The 21,636-nt window shown below is 65.8% G+C and carries 14 protein-coding genes and 1 tRNA gene; 14 read left to right on the top strand and 1 reads right to left on the bottom strand.

All coding sequences use genetic code 11. From position 1 onward, the window contains the following. The first annotated feature begins 346 nt into the window (after positions 1-346). Positions 347-422: transfer RNA gene (locus tag AVR91_RS38240), tRNA-Arg, on the top strand. A gap of 760 nt (positions 423-1,182) precedes the next feature. Here the strand turns inward: AVR91_RS38240 and AVR91_RS43030 are convergent. Next, a complete protein-coding gene (locus tag AVR91_RS43030; RefSeq protein ID WP_143254241.1) occupies positions 1,183-1,488 on the bottom strand; it encodes a hypothetical protein in 306 nt (101 codons plus the stop codon). Positions 1,489-2,081: 593 nt separating this feature from the next. Here AVR91_RS43030 and AVR91_RS38235 point away from each other — a divergent pair. The 13 genes from AVR91_RS38235 to AVR91_RS38175 all read left to right on the top strand — a co-directional run bounded on the left by AVR91_RS38235 (position 2,082) and on the right by AVR91_RS38175 (position 21,634). Next, positions 2,082-3,362, top strand: a complete 1,281-nt coding sequence (locus AVR91_RS38235) for an N-6 DNA methylase (protein WP_063273197.1) — start codon at positions 2,082-2,084, stop codon at positions 3,360-3,362. Further along, positions 3,353-4,702 carry a restriction endonuclease subunit S gene (locus AVR91_RS38230; protein WP_063273198.1) on the top strand — a complete coding sequence of 450 codons (1,350 nt, stop codon included), beginning with the start codon at positions 3,353-3,355 and terminating at the stop codon, positions 4,700-4,702. The genes AVR91_RS38235 and AVR91_RS38230 overlap by 10 nt, the downstream gene beginning before the upstream one ends. A gap of 116 nt (positions 4,703-4,818) precedes the next feature. After that, positions 4,819-5,436 carry a hypothetical protein gene (locus AVR91_RS38225; RefSeq protein WP_143254240.1) on the top strand — a complete coding sequence of 206 codons (618 nt, stop codon included), beginning with the start codon at positions 4,819-4,821 and terminating at the stop codon, positions 5,434-5,436. Continuing rightward, entirely contained in the window at positions 5,433-5,810 is a 378-nt protein-coding gene (locus AVR91_RS38220) for a hypothetical protein (protein WP_063273200.1), read from the top strand. The genes AVR91_RS38225 and AVR91_RS38220 overlap by 4 nt, the downstream gene beginning before the upstream one ends. Before the next feature lie 11 nt (positions 5,811-5,821). Further along, positions 5,822-7,813 (top strand): HsdM family class I SAM-dependent methyltransferase, encoded by a 1,992-nt coding sequence (locus AVR91_RS38215; RefSeq protein ID WP_063273201.1) that lies wholly within the window; start codon positions 5,822-5,824, stop codon positions 7,811-7,813. Then, entirely contained in the window at positions 7,810-9,270 is a 1,461-nt protein-coding gene (locus AVR91_RS38210) for a restriction endonuclease subunit S domain-containing protein (protein ID WP_063273202.1), read from the top strand. Before AVR91_RS38215 ends, AVR91_RS38210 begins: the two co-directional genes overlap by 4 nt. Continuing rightward, positions 9,267-10,859 (top strand): serine/threonine-protein kinase, encoded by a 1,593-nt coding sequence (locus tag AVR91_RS38205; RefSeq protein WP_063273203.1) that lies wholly within the window; start codon positions 9,267-9,269, stop codon positions 10,857-10,859. Before AVR91_RS38210 ends, AVR91_RS38205 begins: the two co-directional genes overlap by 4 nt. Then, positions 10,856-12,082, top strand: a complete 1,227-nt coding sequence (locus tag AVR91_RS38200) for a hypothetical protein (protein WP_063273204.1) — start codon at positions 10,856-10,858, stop codon at positions 12,080-12,082. Before AVR91_RS38205 ends, AVR91_RS38200 begins: the two co-directional genes overlap by 4 nt. Before the next feature lie 199 nt (positions 12,083-12,281). Then, positions 12,282-14,345, top strand: coding sequence for an EVE domain-containing protein (locus AVR91_RS38195; protein WP_063273205.1), 2,064 nt, complete (start codon positions 12,282-12,284; stop codon positions 14,343-14,345). Further along, positions 14,342-15,517, top strand: a complete 1,176-nt coding sequence (locus AVR91_RS38190) for a hypothetical protein (protein ID WP_063273206.1) — start codon at positions 14,342-14,344, stop codon at positions 15,515-15,517. The genes AVR91_RS38195 and AVR91_RS38190 overlap by 4 nt, the downstream gene beginning before the upstream one ends. Continuing rightward, positions 15,514-19,593: a hypothetical protein gene (locus tag AVR91_RS38185; RefSeq protein WP_063273207.1), complete on the top strand. Its 4,080-nt coding sequence runs from the start codon at positions 15,514-15,516 to the stop codon at positions 19,591-19,593. The genes AVR91_RS38190 and AVR91_RS38185 overlap by 4 nt, the downstream gene beginning before the upstream one ends. Then, entirely contained in the window at positions 19,590-20,498 is a 909-nt protein-coding gene (locus AVR91_RS38180; RefSeq protein WP_063273208.1) for a hypothetical protein, read from the top strand. The genes AVR91_RS38185 and AVR91_RS38180 overlap by 4 nt, the downstream gene beginning before the upstream one ends. Continuing rightward, a complete protein-coding gene (locus tag AVR91_RS38175; RefSeq protein WP_063273209.1) occupies positions 20,495-21,634 on the top strand; it encodes a hypothetical protein in 1,140 nt (379 codons plus the stop codon). Before AVR91_RS38180 ends, AVR91_RS38175 begins: the two co-directional genes overlap by 4 nt. Positions 21,635-21,636 lie beyond the last annotated feature (2 nt).

Here is a 21,636-nt window from a genome sequence, read left to right as displayed (position 1 = left end):
AGCCGGGGGAGCGGCGTCTCGCGTCCCGTTAACGAAGATTACCTACTGTTGTTCAGGGTTTCGAAACCAGACACGTACGAGTGACCCGCGCGGGTCATCTGTGTCGATCTAGGCGTCGATTCAGACCCTGTTTTGCCTGGGTCGAGTGTCGCCGCTCCGGGTCGGATCCGCAGGTCGAGTGTCACTGGACGGCCAGTGTCGCTGTCCGGCCGCCGATCTTGGGGCACCCGGCGCGCAACCGCCGTTCGGGGCATTCGGGGCCGGCCGCTTGGTCCGCCCGGGTGTGACTTGCGACCTCACGCTCGGGCGGCTCGCGTCACCCGGTAGGCTGCGCCTGGCAGTACATGCCCTCGTAGCTCAGGGGATAGAGCACCGCTCTCCTAAAGCGGGTGTCGCAGGTTCGAATCCTGCCGGGGGCACCACCAAGATCCACACGAGCACCGGTCCACGTTGACCAGTTGATTACTGCTTCTCAGCTATCAACTCACCATCTACCTCCTACGCCCTAACGGTTTGGGTCTGTACAGACATGTAGCTGGATACCGATCATGACGTAGTCGTTGTGGCCAGCAAGCTGCGCCACTCGACTGCCACCAGGGGACCCAGACCTACTTCTGCAAGGATGTCCCTATGAGTCGATGCCTAGGATCTGGCAAACAAGGCGACGTGGAGTACCAAACTGGAGGTGACGACTGGTATGTCAAGTGCCCGGTCTGCGGTACGACCTGGGCAGGCGGGAGCCACATCGTCGAGCCTCACGAAGATCGGCGATCGCCACACAAGTCGAATTAGCAAATCTCCGGCAGTTGCGCACTCATAAAAGAACCGCTTCAGCGGCGCATATCCGGTTAAGCGAAGATCCCGATCACCACAGGCAGTCTCACTGCAGACACAAGGCTTGGTCTGCTAGAGGAGGTCGCGTAATCATATTTTCCATCGGCCTCGAGCACGCCGTGTCTGAGTCCAGGCAACAGCATCGGACGTCCCTGTGTTGATCAAGAAAGCGTCCTCTCCTCGCTGCCTCCACAAGACTGGGCCCCGATGCAGCCAAACCTCCGGCAACAGCGCGAACAGCGGTCATGCGCCTTGCCGTAGTCGTAGTACATGACGAGGAGCATTCCGAGACGGTGACCATCAACGCAAACTTCCACCAGACGCCGCCAGCGCTCAAGCTTGACCCGGTCAGCGGCGATGCCCCTGCGGTGTGACCACCACGATTCGACGTCCTGTCAGGCCAGGCCGCGCTCGCTGACCGGGACTCGAAGCAAGCACGGCGTCGTCGCCTGGCAGCACTTCGATCCTTTGATCGAGTACATCGCGCAGCCGCAGTGCAGGCTTGCCATGTCGGCTGGCAAAGAGGATGAGTTGGGCCGGGCGAGCTCGGTTTGCCGCGGTAACGATCGTGGAGGCTGGGCAGCCATCAGTCGAGCCAGACTCCGTGATCTTCAGGTCGGCACGAGCAAAAATCGGCGAGATCTCCGCAGCCATCTCGCTGTCACGCCTCCTTCGGTTCACCGGACCCGACAGCTACTCTCCAGGAACAGAGCGAACTGGCGATCTCCACCGTCGAGAGCACCGATCGCCCTGAAGAACTCCACCATCGTTCAGTCGTCCGGGAACGGAACATGTGCCACAAACCGGCCTATAAGGGTGCTTGGGCTCAAACGCAACTCGGGCCAGAGCAGTGCGCAGTGCCCCGCTTGACGAGGCCAACAAGCCTCTCGGCCTCCCACTAGATCGCCTCTAATGCACCCCAGACTTCAGCGACTTCGCGGCGTGTCCGGTGGCGATCTGCGGCCAGTTCTCTCGCGACCAGAGTAGATCCTCAACTCGGTGGTTCAGCTCGATGGCCAGATCACCGTACTGAAGGAAGCGAGCACACGCGGCCTCGTAATCACTCGATGCGATGGCGTCGAGCGCCAGGCCACGCCGCTCGTGTTGTGATAACGACTTTTATCTTGATGGCCTACGAAGAGTTCGGCCATTGGGAATGTGAGCGCGTGACACCCTTGACCACAATTCCCGTCCTGACTACACTAGGACGCTCAATGGGCGCGTGAGCGCGTGACAGAAAGATAGCCTTGGACGCGAGCACCTACCTCGGCAGCCTCGGGATTGACGTAACCGAAGCCGCGCAGCCGACCATCGGGCGACTGACGCTCGCTGGGGAGTTCGTGCTCGGCCGCGAGCGCGGCGTGCTGCTTCGCCCCAAGCGCGGTGATGTGTCCGACCGCTATCTCGAGCTCCTCGCGGGCAAGGGCTATGCGTTCGTGATCGTCGACGGCGGTAGCTATCCGGCGTTCTACGCTCGCGAGCAGGAGGGGCTCGTCCCCGTGCGGGCACTGCCCATCGCTGACCGCAGTCACTTCCCGTCGACAGGAGTCCTCGGCGCCTGGGGGCAGTTGATTCGCGCGGCCGCCCGCCACGGTGATGCGGCAAAGCTGGGAGTCGCACAGATGGTCGCTCGCCTGGATGGCGATGACGTGTTCGGGCAGGACCTCGTCCGCCCCACGGGCGGCGTGGCCGTCTCGCGTCTCGGTGGTGACGCGTCGGTCGCAGCAGAACCGCTCCGCACGGCGGCTGCGCTCCTGGCCGGCTTTCGACTCCGCCCGAACGCGCCCGATGAGTTGGTCCGTCTCGTCGTCGCGCTTTCCTCACTGCTTCCCGACAAGGGCCAGTTCCCCGGGCTGACCGAGAGCGTGGCGCCCTTGGTGCGCGCACATCAGCTCGGCGCTAGTCGTCTCCTGGTCTCGGGCGGAGCGGGAGCGGAGATGGCCGCGCTCCTCGGCGCGGAAGGCACGATCTTTCTTCCGGCCGAGCTTCGCCTGCTCGAGCCGATGCTAGAGCGCCTGCTTCCGGGCGTCGAGCGCGTGTTCGCTGACTTCCTGCAGTCGAACCTCGACGGGTCCTACGACGGCGTGATCGTCGTCCCGCCGTTCGGCCTCCAGCTAAGCGGAGCCCAGCTGGGCCGGTTCGAGCTGTCGAAGCGCGGGGGCAAGGCGCGCAGCCGCGTGCCTGCAGAGCTGCTGTTCATCGAGCACGCGCTTGCGGCGATGGCCCATGGCGCTCTCCTCGTCACTGTCTTGCCCGAAGGCCTGCTCTCGAGCGCCGGGCAGGCGGACTTCCGCGAATGGCTGCTCGAACACGCACGTCTGCTGGCGGTCGTCAGCCTGCCTGCTGGAACCTGCTTCCGCGGCACGGGGGTGAAGTGCTCCGTCGTGATGCTCCGCAAGCCGGCGCCCGTCGACGACTACCCGATCCTCATGGTCGACGTGGAGGCGCACAACCTCCGCGGCGACATCGCCGCGGCGCGGTCGAAGCTCGACGACTTCCTCGAACGGGAGGTGGCCGCATGCGCGTAGTCACGCTGTCCCGCGCCGACCTCGGCAAGCGGCACGTTCGCCTCGACCCGGCCTTCTACCTCGGGCGCGAGTTGGTGCGGTCGACGATGAGCTCGGAGGGCAGTCGACACGTTAGCCTCGAGGATATCGTCGAGTCCATCCACGACGGGGCTCGCCTGCCTTCGGCTGCATCGGGGATCCCGATGCTCCGCTTGAACAACGTGCGGCCCTGCGAGCTGGACTTGAGCAGCATGGCCCACGTCGACGGCACCGCCGCCAAGTGGATCAATGTCCAGAGGAACGACGTCCTGTTCACGCGGGCAGCCCAGCCGTTTCGTGCGGCGGCGGTCCAGTCGGGGATGCCTGCAGAGCTCGCCGTGTCGTCGGAGCTAACCATCATCCGGCCCCGGCCGGCGGTCTTGCCCGAGTACCTGGCCGCAGTGTTCTGCACTCCGACGCTGAACCGGATCCTGCGTGACCTCGCGTACCGCGGTGGCTCGTCGGCGCTACCGCGCCTTCGCCTCTCGGACATCGCGCGCCTCCCGATCCCGCTGCCCTCGCGCAGCCTGCAGGAGTCGCTCGGACTGCAGTACCAGCAGGCCGTCGACCTGACCGCGAGCGCCCGCGCCGAGTTCAATGCGGTGGTGACAGCGATCCACACCGAGGTAGACCACCGCGTCTCCGGGGTCAAGCCCCCCAGCAGCGCCATCGAGGTTCTCCGATCGCAGCTGGCGGAACGGTGGGACGTCCCGTTCAACCGCGGGCGCGTGTTCCGCCATTCTTCTGCAGCATCATCGGCCGTGCGGCCGTTGCTCCAGCTTGCGAAGCCCGCCGGCACGAGCCTTCGTGGCCTCGCCGATGACGAGAAGGTCTTCGCCGTTCAGGCCGACGACGTGAACGAGCACACCTTCCTCGTTGAGGGCGGCGAGGTTCGGCCCCTGTCCGACCTGTCCTCTCGCATGCGGCAGCGGCTCGAGGTGGGCGATGTCCTGCTGTGCACGACGGGCTCGGGCGACCAGGTCGCTTACCTCGACGAGGAGCTCGGACCCGAGGAGCAGCCGCTCCTCGGGAGCGCCACCTTCACCGCACTCCGCTTCCACGAGACGCCCCGCGTCTTCGCCGTCGCGCTCGCCCATCCCCTCGTTCGCATGCAGCTCCGGCTGCTCTCCTCCGGGTCCATGCAGCGATTTGTCAACAAGCGCGACCTCGATGAGTTGCTCGTCCCGGTACTGGGTCAAGTTTGGCGAGAAGACTTCGAGACCCGGCTCACCCGAGCGATGCAGCGTCGCCGCGAGGCGTTGCTGGCGCGGACCGCGCTTATCGAAGCTGCCGACGACTACCTCCGGAAGGCGACGGCGTGAACGCCGTGGCGACGAGCATGAGCTTTCCTGGGGACTGGAGTCGCCTTATGCGACGTGATGTGCTCACGCGGGCACTCGGGTCGGCGCCCCGATTTGCCGTCGTGCTAGGGGACAACATGTCGTCACTCGATCGGGTCGTACGACAAGCCACGCAACTGGCCCCGCTGAACCGCATAGTCGATATGGTCGTGTTCGGCGAGGACGACCCGACGTGGCTCCAGCACAAGATCGGATTCGAGAACCTCCGCAACATCCACTACTACATGGCGGCCGCGCGCTGGGCCCGGCTGATCGAGGAGAATGCGATCCGTCCGACCGGCCTCGGGCGCCGCTACGTCAGCTCTCGCTTCGAGCCTCGCGTAATCCTCGCAAGGGTTCGCGGCCGCGCGATCTTTGAGAAGGTCCTGCGCGTGACTGGCGACGACGTGCCGACCCCGGACGTCGTCGCTGGCGTCCTGCTGCGCTGGAGCTTCCGTTACAGCAAGTGCACGGTCACGCGACGCGCCCGCGACTTCTGCGCGATCTTCGGCGAGGCCGCAAACCCGAAGGAACGCAAGCTCGTTGATCACTCGGCGTGGTTGGAGCCGCAGGACCTGCTGGCCATTGACGGCGTCGCCGCGATCTGGCCGGCCCTGCAGCTCACGCCTATCAAGGACATCCGGCGTTCGAAGAATACTTCGCGGGGCGAGGCGACCGACGCCCTGCTGCGCCTCCCGCTTAAGGAGGAAGCGTGACCGGCCCAATCACCTCGAAGATCCGCGACTTCCTGATCGGCTGCGGTCCCGCGACGCCCGAGCGCGTTGCGGAGGCCGTCCCCGAGCTCACGGAGGTGGGAGGTGCCGAGCGTGCCCTCTTGCTGATGAGACTCGACCCGACGCTCGAGCGGACAGGTAACGAGATGTGGGCGGCGCGGGGAACGGCGATCACCGACGACAGCCGCGTACGGAAGGCCGTCGACAAGTTCTTTGAAGGCCGCGACGGCGTCCCGCTGGCAAGCGCGGTGCAGGCGGTAGCGAACGAAACCAGCTTGCCACAGCACAAGGTGCACGAGCTCCTCACCGAGCAGTTCGTCGTGGCGGGCACCAACATTTTCAACCGGCGACGGTAGCGAGAGGACCCATGGCCAAGAGGAAGAACACCACAGACACGCTTCGCGATGGTGCGCGGGAGAAGCTCTCGCAGCTCGGCTACCAGCAGATCAAGGACGACTTCGCGCTCTTCGATCCGCTCGGCGACGGATCCATGTCGGCGACCGCCGAGCTCGTCGCGCTCGACGAGGACGAGCCCGTCATCCTCTTCGCCAGCGGCGAGCCCGGCGATGCCTCGCGGCCTGCCGTGCAGGACGACGCGAAGTTCAAGGCCGGCCTCGGTGCCGCCGCCGGTAAGCCGTTTCGCTTCGTCTGGGTGTGGGACGACGAGAACGACTTCATCTTCGACGTCGAGAAGGACGCGCAGGTCTCGGCGCTGCCGGCCCGGGACGAGTGGAAGACCGTCGCCCGGCCGATCTCCGAGTCCCGCACCCGGCTCGTGCAGGAGCTCTCGGCCGAGTACCACCGTGGTGACTTCCGGGCAATCCAGCGCAAGTTCGATCAGCTGCACGAGGCCATCTACTCGCGCGGCGGCGTCAAGCCCACCAATGCCGCCATCGACGAGCTCGGCAAGCTGCTCTTCCTCAAGGTCCACCTCGAGAAGGCGCCCGGCTACGTGCTCACGCGCGGCGCCGCGAAGGGCAAGCGGTTCGCCGACATCTACTCGGCCGACCACGTGCGGGAGCACAAGAAGGACGCCGTCATCCAGCTCAAGGACGCCTTCCGCGAGATCAACAACCTCCCGCAGTACAAGGCGACAGACATCACCGGCGAGGTGCACACGATCTTCTCGTACGACGAGCCGCTGCGTCTGGAGAACCCGGAGGTCCTCGCCCTCGCCATCGAGGCCATCGAGCTGCGTGATCGTGAGGGCAAGCCCATCCGGCTCTCCGTCCCCGACCGCGAGCTCCTCGGCAACGGCGAGAAGGCCCGCGAGATGCGGGCGCACCTCATCCACGAAGACTTGCTGGGCTGGGCCTTCGACGTGTTCCTCCGCGGCAAGTACGCGAGCGACGAAGGACTCGCCACCTACCTGACACCCAGCCAGGTCGTGGAGTGCATGGCCCGCATGGTCTTCCACGACGTCCCCGACGCGGACCTCTGGGCACGACGAGGCGACGACGGGCAACGTGAGCGCTGGAACCCCCAAACCGACGAGGAAGCCGCGCTCCCCGCCTTCCTCGTCGGCGACATCTGTTGCGGTACCGGGCGCTTCCCCATCGGCGCGCTGCGCGAGGTGAAGCGGCGCGTGCTCGACGACCGCCACGTCGGCCACTCCGACGACGACAAGCTGCGCTGGCTCTCGCAGATGAAGCGGCACAGCTTCTTCGGCGCCGACCAGGCCTCGGGATCGATCCAGAAGGCTCGCATCAACATGCTGCTGTACGGCGAGGACCACAGCCAGCTGCTGAAGGTCGACGACTCGCTGGTCGACTCGCATCTCGATCGGCTCATCGGGAAGTTCGACGTCATCCTGACCAACCCACCGTTCGGCTCCGGCAAGTATGACGATCCCCTCGGACTGGCGCGCATGCGCGACGAGGCGCGCGGACTCGAGCTCGGCTGGTCGTGGACTCCCGGGAATCGCGCCAGGCGGAAGGAGCTCAAGAAGGCGGATCCGGCCTCGCTGTTCATCGACCGCAACCTGCAGCTCTTGAAGCCCGGCGGGCGGCTCCTGATCGTCGTGCCCGACGGCATCCTCAGCAACTCGGGAGACGCATACGTCCGCGAGTACCTGATGGGAACAAGGGACGATGAGGCGGGGAGCTTTCTCGGAGGAAAGGCGATCTTGCGTGCGGTCGTGAGCCTGCCCACCGAGACCTTCTCCATCGCCGGCACCGGCGCAAAGACCAGCTTTATCTACCTGCAGAAGAAGCGGCATTCGGCCGAGAAGCAGGGCCCGGTCTTCATGGCGGTTGCCGAGCACGTCGGGTACCTAAAGAAAGGGAAGACCGAAGTCCCTGACCCCCAGGGGAACGACCTCGTGCTCATCTCCTCCACCTACGTGGAGACAGCGCGATGAGGTTCTACGAAGCTCTGCACCCGACGAAGCCGATCGCACTGGCAGAGCTCCTTGGTGGGGAACGCTGGTCGCCGGACTACTTCCGCCCCCACTACGTTGCCAACGAACTAATTCTCGAGGCCCGCGACGATGCGTCCACGTTGGGCTGCTTCTCCGAGCGGCTCACGTGTGGCCCCTTCGGATCTTCCGTTCCGGCCAATCTCTTCGTCAACTCCGGGGTTCCGTTCCTCCGCATGTCGAACGTCCGGGCCTTCTATCTCGATAGCTCCGGTTTGGTTTGCTTGCCCGAGGGTGAGGCGGATCGTCTTCAAGCCGCGAACTTCGCTCCAGGCGACCTCGTGATCAGTAAGACTGGCCGCACCGGACTCGCCGCTGTGTTGCCCCCGGGCCCGCGACGCTACGTCATCTCCCAGGACGTTATCGGGGTCACTCTGCGTTCTCGCGTATCCCCCTACTTCGTGGTGGCCTTTCTGAACTCTGACTACGGGGCCCTGCAGTTTCGGCGCATTGAGAAGGGCAATGTCCAGGCTCATCTGGATCTCGCGACAACCCGTGCAGTTCGCGTACCGCTTCCCGACCGTCGCATCCAGGATTACATCGGCGCGAAGGTCGACTTGGCGGAGCGCTGTCGCGCTGTCGCCTCTCAGGAGCGTGAGAAACTCGGCACGGAACTAGCGACGCTCTATGAGGGCTGTCCTCATGACGCGCTGTCGTCGCTCACTACAATGATTGCGCCCGCGGAGATCGACGGCTCGCGGCTGGATGCTTGGTACCACCAGCGCCACTTCATCACGCTCACGGATTGGCTGCGCCGGAATCCTGCTTTCGTTGAACTCGGCAAGGTCGCGAGTCTCTCCTCGGATCGGTGGTCACCGGGAGCCCACGGCCAGAGCACGTTCCGCTACATCGAGATCTCCAACGTCGACTCCTCGACGGGCCACGTGTCCCACTCCGAAGTACCGGTCAAGAACGCGCCGAGCCGTGCGCGCAAGCTCCTTCGTGGCTTCGACGTGCTCGCCTCGACCGTGAGGCCGAACCGGGGTGCGGTAGGACTCGTGCCGGACTGGCTCGATGGTGCGGTCGCTACGACCGGCTTCGCAGTTGTGCGGCCCGCCAGCAAGACGGACGCGTTCTTCCTGTTGGCGGTGCTCCGCCACCCGGCTTCCACGGCTCAGCTGATGCGGTGCAACACCGGCTCGGCGTATCCGGCCATCGAGGAATCTGTGCTGCCGCAGATCTGGATCCCCGGGGCGAAGTTGGAGACCCGCAAGAGCCTGGGAGCGCGGGAGCTCAGACGCACGACCTTGTTGCAGACCGCGGTCGATCTGGTCGACCAGGCCAAGGCCGACGTCGAGGCCCTGATCGAGGGCACACTCGACGTGAAGGCGATCCTCGCCGGAACGCTCAAGCCACCGACCGCGGACGACATTCCGGAGCTGGCGGAGGACGACGCATGAAGGTCCTCGGCATCGCTCCCAGCTCGACCGACTTCAAGTGGGCGCTCCTCCATGGCACCCAGGCCCTACCCCGGATTCTGCCGCTCCCGTCCACGTCACAGAAGCTGCCCGCCGACGCGTGTGAGGGGCACGCGCTGGTGAGCCTTCGAAGGCTGCTCTCGACCTTCCTGGCCGAGCAGGTAGTAGAGCGAATCTGCGTCCTGCAGGCCGGCTCCTCGCAGTTCCGAGGGCCGTCGGCCTCGCGCGTCAAAGCAGAGGGGATCGTCCGACTAGTGGGCGCTGAGCTCGAGCTGGCCGTTGACCTTGTCTCGCCGCAATCTCTCCGCGCACAGCAGAAGCGATTCGCCTCCATCGCGTCTGCTTCTCCCGAGGACGTGTTGAACGGCGCTGCGGACTTCAAGCCGAAGACCTGGCGAGACGCGGTGCTCGTCGCGTGGTGGGGGGCTCGGCGAATGAGCAAGACCCTTCAGGACATCGAGCAGCTCATCGCTGCGACCGGGAAATACAGGCTCGAGTCGGAGAACACCGAGGGCGCGAATGCGTACGCCTTCCGTGCGCACCACGTACCCCTCAACCTGCCGGTGTTCCTGAAGGTCCTGTACCCCGATCCGAGCGGCGGCCTCTTCGCGGAGCCGCGCCTGCTCGTGGAGGCGACCAGGACAGAGGGCAACGGAAACAACCTCGTACGCGTCCACGACGCGCAGCGCCTCGGCGACGACTTCGTCCTCATTGCCATGGAGTATGTCGTTGGCGGCAGCATCCTCTCGCGGCTGAGCGGCGGGCCGCTCCCGATGATGGAGGCCGTCTGCGCGGCGATCGGCATACTCCACGGGCTCGCGCAGCTTCACCAGGCGCTCCTCGTTCACCGGGACATCAAGCCCGCGAACGTGCTGATCTCGCAGCGACACGGGCGCATCTGGCCGAAGATCACCGACTTCGGGTCGGTCGCGCGACTGGCTCATGCGAGTGCGAGTGTGACCGCCTCGCGCCACAGCGCGCTTTACGTGCCGGCCGAAGGATGGGCGACGCCGAGCCGCTACGACGTGCGGTCGGACCTCTACCAGGTTGGCCTGGTGCTCTCCGAGATGGTGCACGGCCCTCTGCCGTACAACGACGACGCCTACCTGGACCGCGAGGCGAGGAAGGAGCTTCGCGACCTGGCGAGGGCATCGGGCGGCGGTGTCGACGATTTCGACAGGCAAAAGGTGGTCGACCGTGCGCTGGCCCGGGCCGCGTCTGGAAAGGGCGTGATCTCCTTCGGGCGGATGCAGCCATACGTGCCCAAGAGCCTGGCGCGCATCATCAACAAGGCGGTCGCGCCCGACCCCGCCGCCCGATACCAGACGCCGTCCGAGATGATCGGCGATCTCGAGGCGCTCCGGCTGCCCGACTGGAGGCTGGCTCCCTGCAGTGAGCAGTACGCCGCCAACGGATGGTCGGGCTGGGACTGGAGCATCGGGAAGGATCCGAAGAAGCCGGAGCAGTGGATCGTCCTGCGCTCCCGTGAGGCGACGACGAACTTCCGCCGGTGGGCCGCAGCCGAGAGCGCGCGAGCAGCCTGTGGACTCGTCATGGAGGCTACGGCATGAGCCTCCCTGCCCACCCGAGCGACGCGGGCGCGCTCTTCAAGCATCTTGCCCAGTGGGGCGAGGTGTCGGCCTATGAGGCCGCGGGCCTCCGCGCTGGGCCGTGGGTCTCGGTGTTCGAGAACGCAGGCGCCCTCGAGGCGGTCCACGACAAGCACGGTCGTCCGGTGGCCTGGCACCTGACGCCACCCTTCGTGCACCTCCTCGAGTGCGACGTGCAACAGGTCGGGCGTCGTCTGTGCTTCGCGGTCCGCGAGTACCGCGCCTACCTGCTCTGCATCCTCGTCGAGGGGCTGGTCGATGCCGGCCGCGCGGGCATGACCGTGGAGCTCGAGGAGTGGACGAAAGGCGACCTCGCGCCGCTGCTGGCCGAACTCAACGCCTTCCTCACACCTCTGGAGGGCGGCAAGCGCCTAGTCGATCTCGCGCCCACGGAGCTCGAGGCCCGCTTGGCCGACCTTCCCGAGCGTTCGCGGCCGTTCGCCGACTGGGACAGCTACGCACTCGGACACTCCGCACGTCCGAAGGAACTCTTCGAGTTCGCGCTGCGGCGCTTCGGACCCGCCTGCGTGACGCTGCCCATCGCCGTCGAGACCGCTGCGGTGCTGCGTCCGCTGCCGCTCAAGCGAGAGAACGGCTTCGGACTTGGCAGCGCCTCTATTCCGCAGCCGTGGAACACGCAGCGCTTCGGCGTGTTGAGCGGCGCCCCGATCGTCGATGCGCGTGGCCAGCGCATGTTCGACGAGGACGCGCCGCTCAACGAAGTGCTCCTCGAACATCTCCGTGATGCTGTGGTGGAGCACCCGTTCTACGCCGCGATGATCCACCTGGGCATCTGCGCCTGGCGTTCGCCAGCGTCGATGATGCCCACCGTGGAACTCTACGTGCCCGCGTCCGGCTGCCTGCACGACGTCTCGGTGCTCGTGGGCTCCCGCGGGGTCGGCCGCGTGGCCGAGCTGCTCGGCGACCTCGTTCACGCGCAGGGCTACACACCCTTCGGCCTCGTCGACGGCCGAGTCTCCGACGAGCTCATGGGCAACCTGCTCCGGAACCTCCTCGAGCTTCGAATCCTGCGTCACCAGGACGAGCTCCTGGTGCTCGACGACGACTACCAGTCGTCACTGATGGCGGCACGTCTGCGCACCGTGTTCCGGCCCGGCAAGAAGCTGCAGGAGCGCACGGTCGAGGAGCTCGCACGGCGGGCGTCGGAGGGAGGTGCCGCATGAGGCCTTGCAAGGCCGACCTGGCATTCGACTGGATGCGCAGCCAGCCGCGGCGGGCCTTCCACTACCGGGGCGAGGTGTGGGCGGCGCTGGCGGAGCTCCATTCGGATGAGTTCGCCGTGAGTGACGATCGCAAGACGCCGTGGTTTTCGCTGCATCGAGACATGACGCGGGACGCCCGTTTCGTTCGAGGTGACAAGGGATGTTCGAGCTCATCGGAGGCGCCATCGCTGAGGTCACCTCGGCCGAGGTCGCTGCCGTGACCGATGTGAAAGAACCAAGGGTCTGGATCTTCCAGGCCAATCCCAAGTTCTACCGGATCCTCGAGGCCCTCCAGCACATCGACCGGATGCAGTTCCTGACCAACCGGTACAAGGACCGCATCCACGTCGGCGACATCGTCCTGCTCTGGATGTCGGGAGACCACGCGGGCATCTACGCCCAGACTCGTGTCGTGGAGGGCGTCGCGGATCGGAAGTCCGATGGCGACGATGCGGCGTTCTGGGCGGACCCGAGCCGCGGAGCCACGACCGAGCCCCGCGTCGTGCTCGCGATCGAGAAGCGGTTCCTCGGCAACCCGCTCCTCAAGACCGCCATCGCGGCCACGGAGGGGCTGGACAACCTGATGATCCTCCGGCAGCCGAACGGCACCAACTTTCCCGTCGACGCTGACGCGTGGGAGCTGTTGCGACCGCTCCTGCCTACCGAGGAGACCCACGAGCCGACGCGTGAGGTTCTCACGTGGGCGATGAAGCGGGCTAGGGCAGGCAAGATCTACGACGAAAGCTGCAACGAGCTGCTTGAGCGCTTCGTTACCGAGACGTTCGCCGATGGAGAGGAGCACTCCCGGGACGAGATCACAAGCTGGTTCGCAGCGAACTACCCGCTCTTCAAACCGATCACCGTTCAGTGCCACGTCGAGAAGTACACGACTAACTCCCGCAGTCGCGTCCACTACAACGCGGCGCCAGAACACGACCTCCTCTTCCGCGTCGACGACGACTGGGCGCGCCTTCGCCTCTACCGACCGGGCGACGATCCCCCGCCGATCCACAACAAGCCTGACGCGCCGAAGGGCTCGAAGGCCAAGACGTCGAAGAAGGCGAAGCAGGTCTCACCCCTCGACCGCAATCGCCAGCTGCTCGCGCATCTCGCCACCCTCGGCGAGCTCACGCCGGGTGATCTGGAAGACCTCGGGCTGCATGTGGCGCACCTGAGCGACTGGCTCGACTCGCTGCTGGCGCGTCGTCCCGAGGCATACGTGGTCACCCCGCTCTTCCTTCACCTCATCGACGGAGACGCGGGCCCGTCCGCGTTCACCACCCGACTCGCGGCGCGCTTCATGGGCGAGCATCTCCGGCGACACGCCCCGGAGCCGATTCCGGAGCTCGAGGAGCACGTCTGGGCACGGTTCGGACATTGGCACCTGACGCAGCCCCACGGCGGCGATCAGAAGACGCACGCCTACCTGAGCGTGCCTATCCGCGAGCCGCGCGACGTGGGGGCCTCGGAGCGACTCGACCTGTTCGCTCAGCTTCCGCCGAAGGTGATCGGGGATTTGATTCGAGAGCCCGAGTTCCTTTCGGAGCAGCAGTCCTGGAGCGCCGACGCGGCGTCGAAGTCGTCGGAGGGGCCGCTCAGCACGCAGCTCCGTCGAAGCTGGAAGCGCCCGTTGCTCCTCAGCACCGTGGAGCTGCTCGTGGCCGACGACGGCCAGGTGCTGATCGGCAAGATGGAGCGCACCGACGTGATGACCCGGAGCTACGTCGTCGCCGGCCTACCGCTCTGTCGCCACGGCGAGTGGGAGCCTGCCGCCGCGCTCGGTCGCGAGGCCGCCGCAGAGCGACTCTTCCAACACCCCGTCGCGGCGGCGCTCCTTCAGTTAGAGGTTCACCGTCTGTTCTCCGGCCTGGCGGGCGATGTGGCGGCGCTGATCCACGTCGGTGGAGGTGTGGCGCATCTCGAGCTCGACGGCGCTGGGCGGGGCCCTCTGTGGCGGCACGTCCGCTCGATGCTCGAGCAGGTCGGCTACTGGCCGGTGGGGGCCAGCACCCAGGATTCGCTCTGGGCGAGCGCCGTCCACGTGATGTTGAAGAACCTCGAACTGCTCGATGTGTTCGAGCGCGACGGCGACGTGCTGCGTCTGACCGACGACTACCAATCCAAGATCAAGGCTCATCCGGGACACCTGCAGAACCGGGGCGAAAAGCCCTACCGCGTTCGCCTGTCGCAGTTCCTGGCGGCTCTCCACGGAGGACAGGCATGAACACGCCGTTGGTGCGCATCGCGCTCCCCAAGCTGTTTCTATGGAGCGAGGCGGCTCGCATCCAGGAGTACCCGGAGGCGGCGTCCCGTGCCGAGCCAGGCCGCGTCTATTCACGGGCCGATCTCGAGCGCGTGGTCTTCGACATCGCTTCCACGATGGAGTTCAAGGGCGGGGCGCCGCGCGGCAAGGGGACCGACGGCGTCATCAACACGTACGGGATGGAGCGCAGCGGCGCCCGCTACCGCATCAACGGGATCAGCCTCTTCGAGCGGGTCGACAAGGGCCTCCGGGCCACCGCGGAAGGTGTGGAACTGGGGAAGGCGTTTCGCGAGGCGGCCGCTGACGTCGACTGGGCTCGCGCCCTCGCCAAGCAGCTGCTTCGACGAGATCCTCGCACGCGCTTGGTGATCGGGCTTTGCCTTGCGGGCTGGCGACTGGGAGTCGAGGCGCCGGGTGGCGTTCCCACGGGCGCGTTGTCGCTCACGTCGCCCGAGGGCGATGTCCTCGAGATCGCTCAGCGCAACTGCGACGGCTTCAACACGCTGCTGCGCCACAACGCCGAGCTCGCCCTCGGGCCGCGTTGGCGCGCTGACCTTTCGGCTCTGGGCGAAACCGCGGCGGTCGTGTGGGAGGGCGTCCAGGGTGGAGCACCCTCGACGAACGACCTCCCGACCGCGCTCAAGAAGGCCCTGGCCGTGTTCTTCCACATCCGAGCCTTCGAAGGTGGTCCCTCGACCTGGGGCCTGGACGCCGGTGGACTCGCTGGTGCGCTGGCGGTGGAGAACCTTCTCGAGCTCGGATTCGAGGGAACAGCGCCCGTGCGGTTGACTGACGACGAGGCGTTCGCGCGGGCGCTTCGCGATTGCGCTGACTCCGAGGGGTTTCTCATCGTGAGTCAGCTCGGCGAACGCTTCGGAGAGCTCCTACAGGCGCCGGACGAGGATCGAGCCGTCGTCCTCGACAGCTACATCCGGACGGCGATGTACCACGAGCAACTGCGATTGCTCGACCGCCACGCAGGACAGCCCCGCATGGGACGAGGGCTGTTCGGTGAGCCCGGCGCACGTCGCGTCCGCATCGAGTTCACGCCCGTCCACAAGACCATGAACGTCGAGACTGCGGAGCAGACCCCCATGGGTTCCTCCAGGGAGATGCAGGGAGAAGACCGATGACCATCACCAAGCCGTGGGCCGCCAAAGGGGTCGCACTCTATCCGCCTTCCTTTTCCATGGTGGGCCAGAACCAGGTGTTCAACGCACTCCACCAGTTCCGCCGGTCCTTCTGGGACGGTGCCGCGAATGACATCGCCGGCTTCTTCATCGCGTTCGGCGACTGGGGTCTGGGCAAGACGCGGCTTGGCTACGAGCTCATCGCGGAAGCGACGGGTCGCGTTGACCAGTGGCTGCTCAACAAGAACGAATACATCATCCCGCCCTTCCATCAGGCCGACAAGAAGCCGCGTGTGCTCGAGCCGGCGCTGCAGGATGGGGTCCTGCCGCTCTACATCCGCTACAGCACCGTGTGCGACGACGAGCTCGACGCTGCGACGTGGGTGGCTCGCCTGGCGGTCGAAGCCCTGCGGCACACGTTGCACGCCAACCCCGCCGCTGGCGGGCCGCGGGACCTCTACGAGGACCTCAAGGCTGCGATGCAGGCCAAGGGCGTGAACTTCAAGGCGCTCTCGCTCGTCGACGACGACACGCGATCGTTCGAGGACCGGCTTCGCGATGCGAAGAAGGTCTTGCGTGATGCTGGCCTGAACCACCTCTGGATCATCGTCGACGAGGTCGAGACGCCCGGTGACTTGAAGCGGGGCCTTCGTGAGGACACGCAGACCAAGGTCGACGACGAGTACCTCCTGATGGTCTCAGAGGTCATCAAGCACGAGAACTGGCGGAACCAGCATCCGGACGTGAACTTTCTGCTGCTGTGCAGCGTGGGCATGCGCGACCAGATCCACATCGGTCCGAATCTGCGCCGAGCGAGCTCGGTCACGATCGAGCCGAACCAACTGACCGACGTGCAGAGCTACGTCGACCACATCAAGGGCAGCCTGGTCGACCCGGACGCCGTCGACTACCCGGTGGGGACGCTCGAGGGCGCATTCCTTTCGGCCAATCGGAATTTCGGCTGGCTGAACGTGATCATGGCGTCCATCCACGAGACGTACGCCCGGCACATGGAGCGCAGCAACGGCTCGAGCGCGTGGGAGCTCCTGAAGGACTTCGCCAAGACGGATGCCCGTGCCAAGCATATTTTCAACGACGACGCCGTCCTGCCCCTGCTCGGCACGGTGACCGGGGTCCCCAAGCAGGAGCTGGAGCGGCTCGTGTACGGCCAACTGCCGGCTCCAGTCGGAGGGGCGGCGAAGGCGGCGTTGACCGAGGAGATGGCCGATGCGCTGCTCGCCCACGAGGTCGCGGGCCGCGGACACGCCTTCGCGAAGCTCTTTCAGGTTCACATCGACGAGCGCGCGCTTGCGAACGAGCTGACCCGTCCCGAGTTCGGCTTCAAGGCGAAGGAAGGGAAGACGGACACGTACTTCACCCCGAACTGCGAGGTGTCCGTCGTCGGGTTGCTCGAGGCCTTGCGCGCGTTCTCCGTTGCGGTCGGGGGAGCCCCGGGCGCCACTGGTGACTTCGTCGTCTACGCCGACGTCGAACAATGGGGCGAGCAGCTGGCGGCGCTCTACCCGCGAGAGGGCATCGAGTTCGCGGCCGAGTCGCTCCACCGCATCTTCTCGAAGCCGGAGTACCGAGTCGACGGGACCCGGTTCATCGGGATGTCGTTCCGGCTCTGGCGCGAGTTCAACAAGCTCCTGATCTCGGCGGCTGAGAGCGTTCGCTTCTTCAGGGACGGCAAGTACGAGGCCCCGCTCGACGAGTACGTCCGCGGCGTCAGCCAGACGAAGGCGAAGCGCGGGACGGCGATCTGCCTCGGCATCGCGAAGCTCCTCGACGACCACATCAAGGATGAGGACACCAGGCAGATCTCGGGACTCAAGAACGTTCCGCACAAGGCGTTCACCTCCGCGTTCGGCTCGCCGTCGCTTGATGGGCTTCGGGTCACGCCGGATGGTCGGTGCACGGTCGTGTACTGCCTGGACGCGCAGGAGACCCTCGACAAGCTACGCGGTTACGTCGGCCTCGAGCGGGTCCACCCGATTCTCGTCCTGTTCCCGGCAGGCGCGGACGTGGCCTCGTTCGAGCAGCAGCTCGATGCGTCGCCGGCTCTGCGCCGCTGCGTACTGACGCGGCGCCTCGTGTCGCAGGAGGAGGAGTTCCTTCTCAAGTACTCGGGCCGAGGCTTCGCCTACAACGCCCACCAGGCACGTCTGAGCAAGGTCGCGAAGGGGCTCGAGGGTTCCTACCGCGACGAGTGGCAAGCGAAGAGCCGGGAGTGGGCGAACGGCCTCCGTAAGACCGGCTATCTCCTCGCTCCCATCTGGAGCCGCAAGACCGGCAACAACACGGCCGATTTCGCGAAGGGCTACCGCTACATGTTGGCGAAGGACTGCTCGCTCGATGCTGCCAGCGACACAGCCGGCGGACCCCTTAATAACGTGGAGTTCGAAAACTCCCGACAGGCGGCGAAAAGGAACATCGATGCACCTGCCGCATGGAAGTACGGCGACCTCCTCGGCGTGCTGACGACCGACGGCAGCCTGCTTCCGAAGGTGCCTCGGTGCTTCTTCGCGCTCCTTCAAGAGCTCAAGACGCAGTCGGCGGTGAGCAAGCTCGCCAACAGCTTCTTTTTCGCGGTGCCCGACAGCGAGATGAAGGCGCTGCAGCAGCTCGAGCAGATCCTCGAGGTGCTCATCGGCATCGGGCTCGTCCGCAAGAAGAACGACCTCTACAAAGCCGTCGACCGGACGATGCTCGAGAGCCGTCGCCAGTCGGCGTCGACCTGGCTCGAGGGGGAGTGCAAGGACGCGATCAAGACACTCACCGACCTGTTCCCCACGCAGGCCAGCATTCTGCTGAGCAACAGCTACCCCACGGCCAAGCAGCGACTGGTGACGGCGGAAAAGCAGATCCAGCAGGTGACCTCGGACCACCTGACCGCCGACATCGACTGCCTGACCGAGGGATCGCTCAAGACGGTCGTCGCTCAGGTCCTCGACATTGAGGAGTGCATCCTCGGTGTGTGCCCGCTTGAGATAGGCGAGACGACGCTCCACTTCGACTGCTCGCCGGCGCGAATCCTGTCCTACGAGAGCCGGTATTCGAAGCTCTCGCTGTGGGAGCGCGTCGCCTTCCTGACGTGGCTGAAGAAGACGTTCCTGGAGATTCGGGACGAGATGATCGAGGAGATCGACCAGCTGCTGGGCGAGTCGGCCACGCTCGATGAGGCTGAGGACCACCCATTCCCCGTCGCCCCGGTCACGCTGCCGCTCAAGGCCATCAAGTCCGAGCTCGAGAACGCGGTGAAAGGACCCGCTGCGGCAGGCACGCAGACGCGAATGGCGACGATCCCGGTCGCGTCGTACACGCTGATGATCGACCAGTACCTGGTCAACTCGCAGTACGAGCACGCGTGGAAGCGCATGGACGCGCTAAAGGACCTTATCAGCAAGGAGCGGCCCGGTAGCTTCTTCGCGCAGTTCAAGAAGCTCCATGAGCAATGGGCGAAGGCGGTTAAGGATTATAAGGCCGCCACCTCCGCGTGGCAGTCGCTGGGCGACTTCATGGCCGACGCTCCGCAATTGGTGCAGTCCTCGCTCAATCCGCTCAAACACGAGGTCCAGAAGTTCTGCGGCCTCGTGGAGGGAGGTCTGAAGCAGCAGGTGCAGTCGCTGATCGACCAAGTGCCGGAGACCGAGCTCCTTAAGAGCCTGGAGACCGAGGTCGTCGCGACCGGACAAGCAGTCCAGGGGCTCCCGCAGCAGGTCACAGAGAAGCTCGACGAGCTCAAGACGGGACTCCGTCAGGTGATTCGGCAGAAGGAACTGCGCGCGCTCAACCGGGTCCTTAGGGCGAACGGGAAACCGGCCAAGGCGGAGCCGACGCCGGCTGCGACCTTCGGGACCACGAAGGCACGCTACGAGGCGTTCAACGGCCAGGTCTCCCAGGAGGGTGCAGGCTTCTTCGAAGGCGCTGGCACGGACGTCCACTTCGGTCTGTGGGTCGATATCTCCGGCGACCTGGAGGCCGGCTCCTACAACGAAGACCAGCACCCGGACCACGCCGACGCGATTCGCGAGCTCAAGGAGATGAAGCTCATCCGCTCGAAGCTGGAACTCCGATGAAAGCGCGCATCGTCGAAGCACAGGCTGACCTGTTCGAGGTAGGCGTCCTCTCGCAGACGGCAGGCGTCGAGAGTGTTCCCACGGATCGGCTCCTGGCTGACCCGTCGGGGCCTCCGCTCGTCGTCATCGGTGGGCTGCTGGATGCCGAGCGCCTCGTCGACTTGCGCAAGTTATCGTCCGCGCTCGCGCGGGCGCGGGTAGCCGTCATCGTCGTGCCGCCGTTCACGGATCTGGACCTCGGCCGCTACTTCGAGACGCCGGTCCAGCTGGGAGTCCGACGCCGCGCCGCGGATTCGGCTGCTCGCATCACCGACGGCGCGCTCGAGGAGGTCCTCGGCGGAGGGGTAAAGGTACGGTCGGACCACTTCTTCGACACGACGCTCGGCGCAGGCGTGCTCGCTGTGGATGCCCAGAACAAGCCCTTGCTCCTCCGGTACCAGGCGACCAACACCGCGGGTCCGGTGTTCTTCTCCGCGCTCCAGCTGCTTACCTACACGGCGCTGACCGACGAGGCGCATCGCCAGAGTCTGCTTGGGCACCTCCTGTCGTGGACTCCGTCGGTCACGGCGGAGTCCAGGGGGATCGCACGGCAGCCGTCGAGCCCGCCGAAGGCCGAGGCAGTCGGTGAAGGGGTACTCGTCCCCGTTGCGCTGCTCCTTGCGGCCGGCGGCCCGCAAACAGCGGAGCTCCTGCGATCTCGAGCCGGGGCGCTCCTTGGCGTGGACCTGAGCGCCAACGACGTCGATCAAGCCCTCGAGGAGTTCACGCGTCAGGGGCTCGCGGCCTTCGACGCGCCGACAACGAGCGATCGCGGGGCTCTCGTCCGGTTTCTCGAGCAGCGCGGGATGCACCCGTACCTGCGTGAGCTCGGGGCCATGCTCGCCTCAGAGGAGACGATGACATGAAGAGCATCGAGCTGGCTCGCGCACTCGCCGCGGCAATGAGCCTGCGGCTTCCCGGCACCGTCGGGAAGATCGCCAACAAGATGCGGTACATCGACTCGAAGGCCCCGCTCTTCGTGCGTGGCGGCATAATCCGCAGCATCGAGTCGCGCCGGTTCGATCGCGTCTACGCCGTCGGCGTTTCCTCCAAGAGCCGGAGCATGCCCGCCCTGGGCGGCATGCTCTATGGAGCTGCGGCGCTCCGCCACGACATCGTCGTGTCCGGCAACCAGGTGACGGAGGGCTTCCAAGACAGCCGTGTCGACATCAATGACATGAACTTCCTGGACGCGTCCGAGCGACTTGCTTGGAAGGAGTACATCCTTGTCTACCAGCTCCTGACGGACCTCCTGGATTCGGACACGAAACCGGATGTCATCTTCGTCGACATCCCGCTCCTTGTCCCGCGCGCCGAGCAGAGTCTCAGCGTCGCCGAGCCCGACGTCGAGGAGGAGTGGCACGAGCTGATCGAGGTGATGGAGGCGTTCTGGCAGCGGTTCCTGCCGTCCATCTACCCGAACGACCCGAACGGTCCGTTCCTCGTCTCGCTTCAGTCGCGCCGCGACCTCAACGCCGCCGTCTTGAACGCGCTCCGTGAGAAGGGACCGGCCGGTTCCCCCGAGGCGATCAGCAGCGAAGCGCTGGACCTCGTGCAAGGCGAGTGGGTGCAGCTTCGGCGGGTCGGTGTTCTCCGCTTCCTCCGTGGTGCCCTACGCGCAGGGCATCGGACGGCCGCCTACTACTACGAAGCGCTGGGGCGCCAAATGAAGCGCTTCGAGCCTCGGACGGTCGCGAACCACGGGCTCATCGGCTTCCACATCCAGGTCGGCCTCCGAACGCCGATATGGAAGATCGAGACAGTCGGTGCTCCGGGGCAGTGGGACTCCGAGGCCCTCGACAGGCTGGCCAGCATCACCGCCTTCCTGACGCTGAACGACAACCCGCGGATGAAGCCGCTGCCGCTCTGGTACGCCGAGCAGCTCGTAATGATGCCCCGCGAGGTCCTGTCCAACTACCTTCGTTCGACTCTGGGCATGCTCAAGGACCGTGCCGTTGATCGAGCCTGGCTCGAGGGCGTCGACACCATGGATGAGGAGTGAGC

The organism is Amycolatopsis keratiniphila subsp. keratiniphila, assembly GCF_001620365.2.
GTDB classification, from domain to species: domain Bacteria; phylum Actinomycetota; class Actinomycetes; order Mycobacteriales; family Pseudonocardiaceae; genus Amycolatopsis; species Amycolatopsis keratiniphila.
Note: the sequence above shows the minus strand (reverse complement) of the source record. Positions and strands in the feature narration are given on the sequence as shown.

Excerpts from the sequence above, each read along its gene's own strand:
- AVR91_RS38190 (WP_063273206.1), top strand. The coding sequence starts at position 14,342 with ATGAACACGCCGTTGGTGCGCATCGCGCTCCCCAAGCTGTTTCTATGG.
- AVR91_RS38210 (WP_063273202.1), top strand. The coding sequence starts at position 7,810 with ATGAGGTTCTACGAAGCTCTGCACCCGACGAAGCCGATCGCACTGGCA.
- AVR91_RS38195 (WP_063273205.1), top strand. The coding sequence starts at position 12,282 with ATGTTCGAGCTCATCGGAGGCGCCATCGCTGAGGTCACCTCGGCCGAG.
- AVR91_RS38200 (WP_063273204.1), top strand. The coding sequence starts at position 10,856 with ATGAGCCTCCCTGCCCACCCGAGCGACGCGGGCGCGCTCTTCAAGCAT.
- AVR91_RS38205 (WP_063273203.1), top strand. The coding sequence starts at position 9,267 with ATGAAGGTCCTCGGCATCGCTCCCAGCTCGACCGACTTCAAGTGGGCG.
- AVR91_RS38175 (WP_063273209.1), top strand. The coding sequence starts at position 20,495 with ATGAAGAGCATCGAGCTGGCTCGCGCACTCGCCGCGGCAATGAGCCTG.
- AVR91_RS38230 (WP_063273198.1), top strand. The coding sequence starts at position 3,353 with ATGCGCGTAGTCACGCTGTCCCGCGCCGACCTCGGCAAGCGGCACGTT.
- AVR91_RS43030 (WP_143254241.1), bottom strand. The coding sequence starts at position 1,488 with ATGGCTGCGGAGATCTCGCCGATTTTTGCTCGTGCCGACCTGAAGATC.
- AVR91_RS38180 (WP_063273208.1), top strand. The coding sequence starts at position 19,590 with ATGAAAGCGCGCATCGTCGAAGCACAGGCTGACCTGTTCGAGGTAGGC.
- AVR91_RS38185 (WP_063273207.1), top strand. The coding sequence starts at position 15,514 with ATGACCATCACCAAGCCGTGGGCCGCCAAAGGGGTCGCACTCTATCCG.
- AVR91_RS38225 (WP_143254240.1), top strand. The coding sequence starts at position 4,819 with ATGTCGTCACTCGATCGGGTCGTACGACAAGCCACGCAACTGGCCCCG.
- AVR91_RS38215 (WP_063273201.1), top strand. The coding sequence starts at position 5,822 with ATGGCCAAGAGGAAGAACACCACAGACACGCTTCGCGATGGTGCGCGG.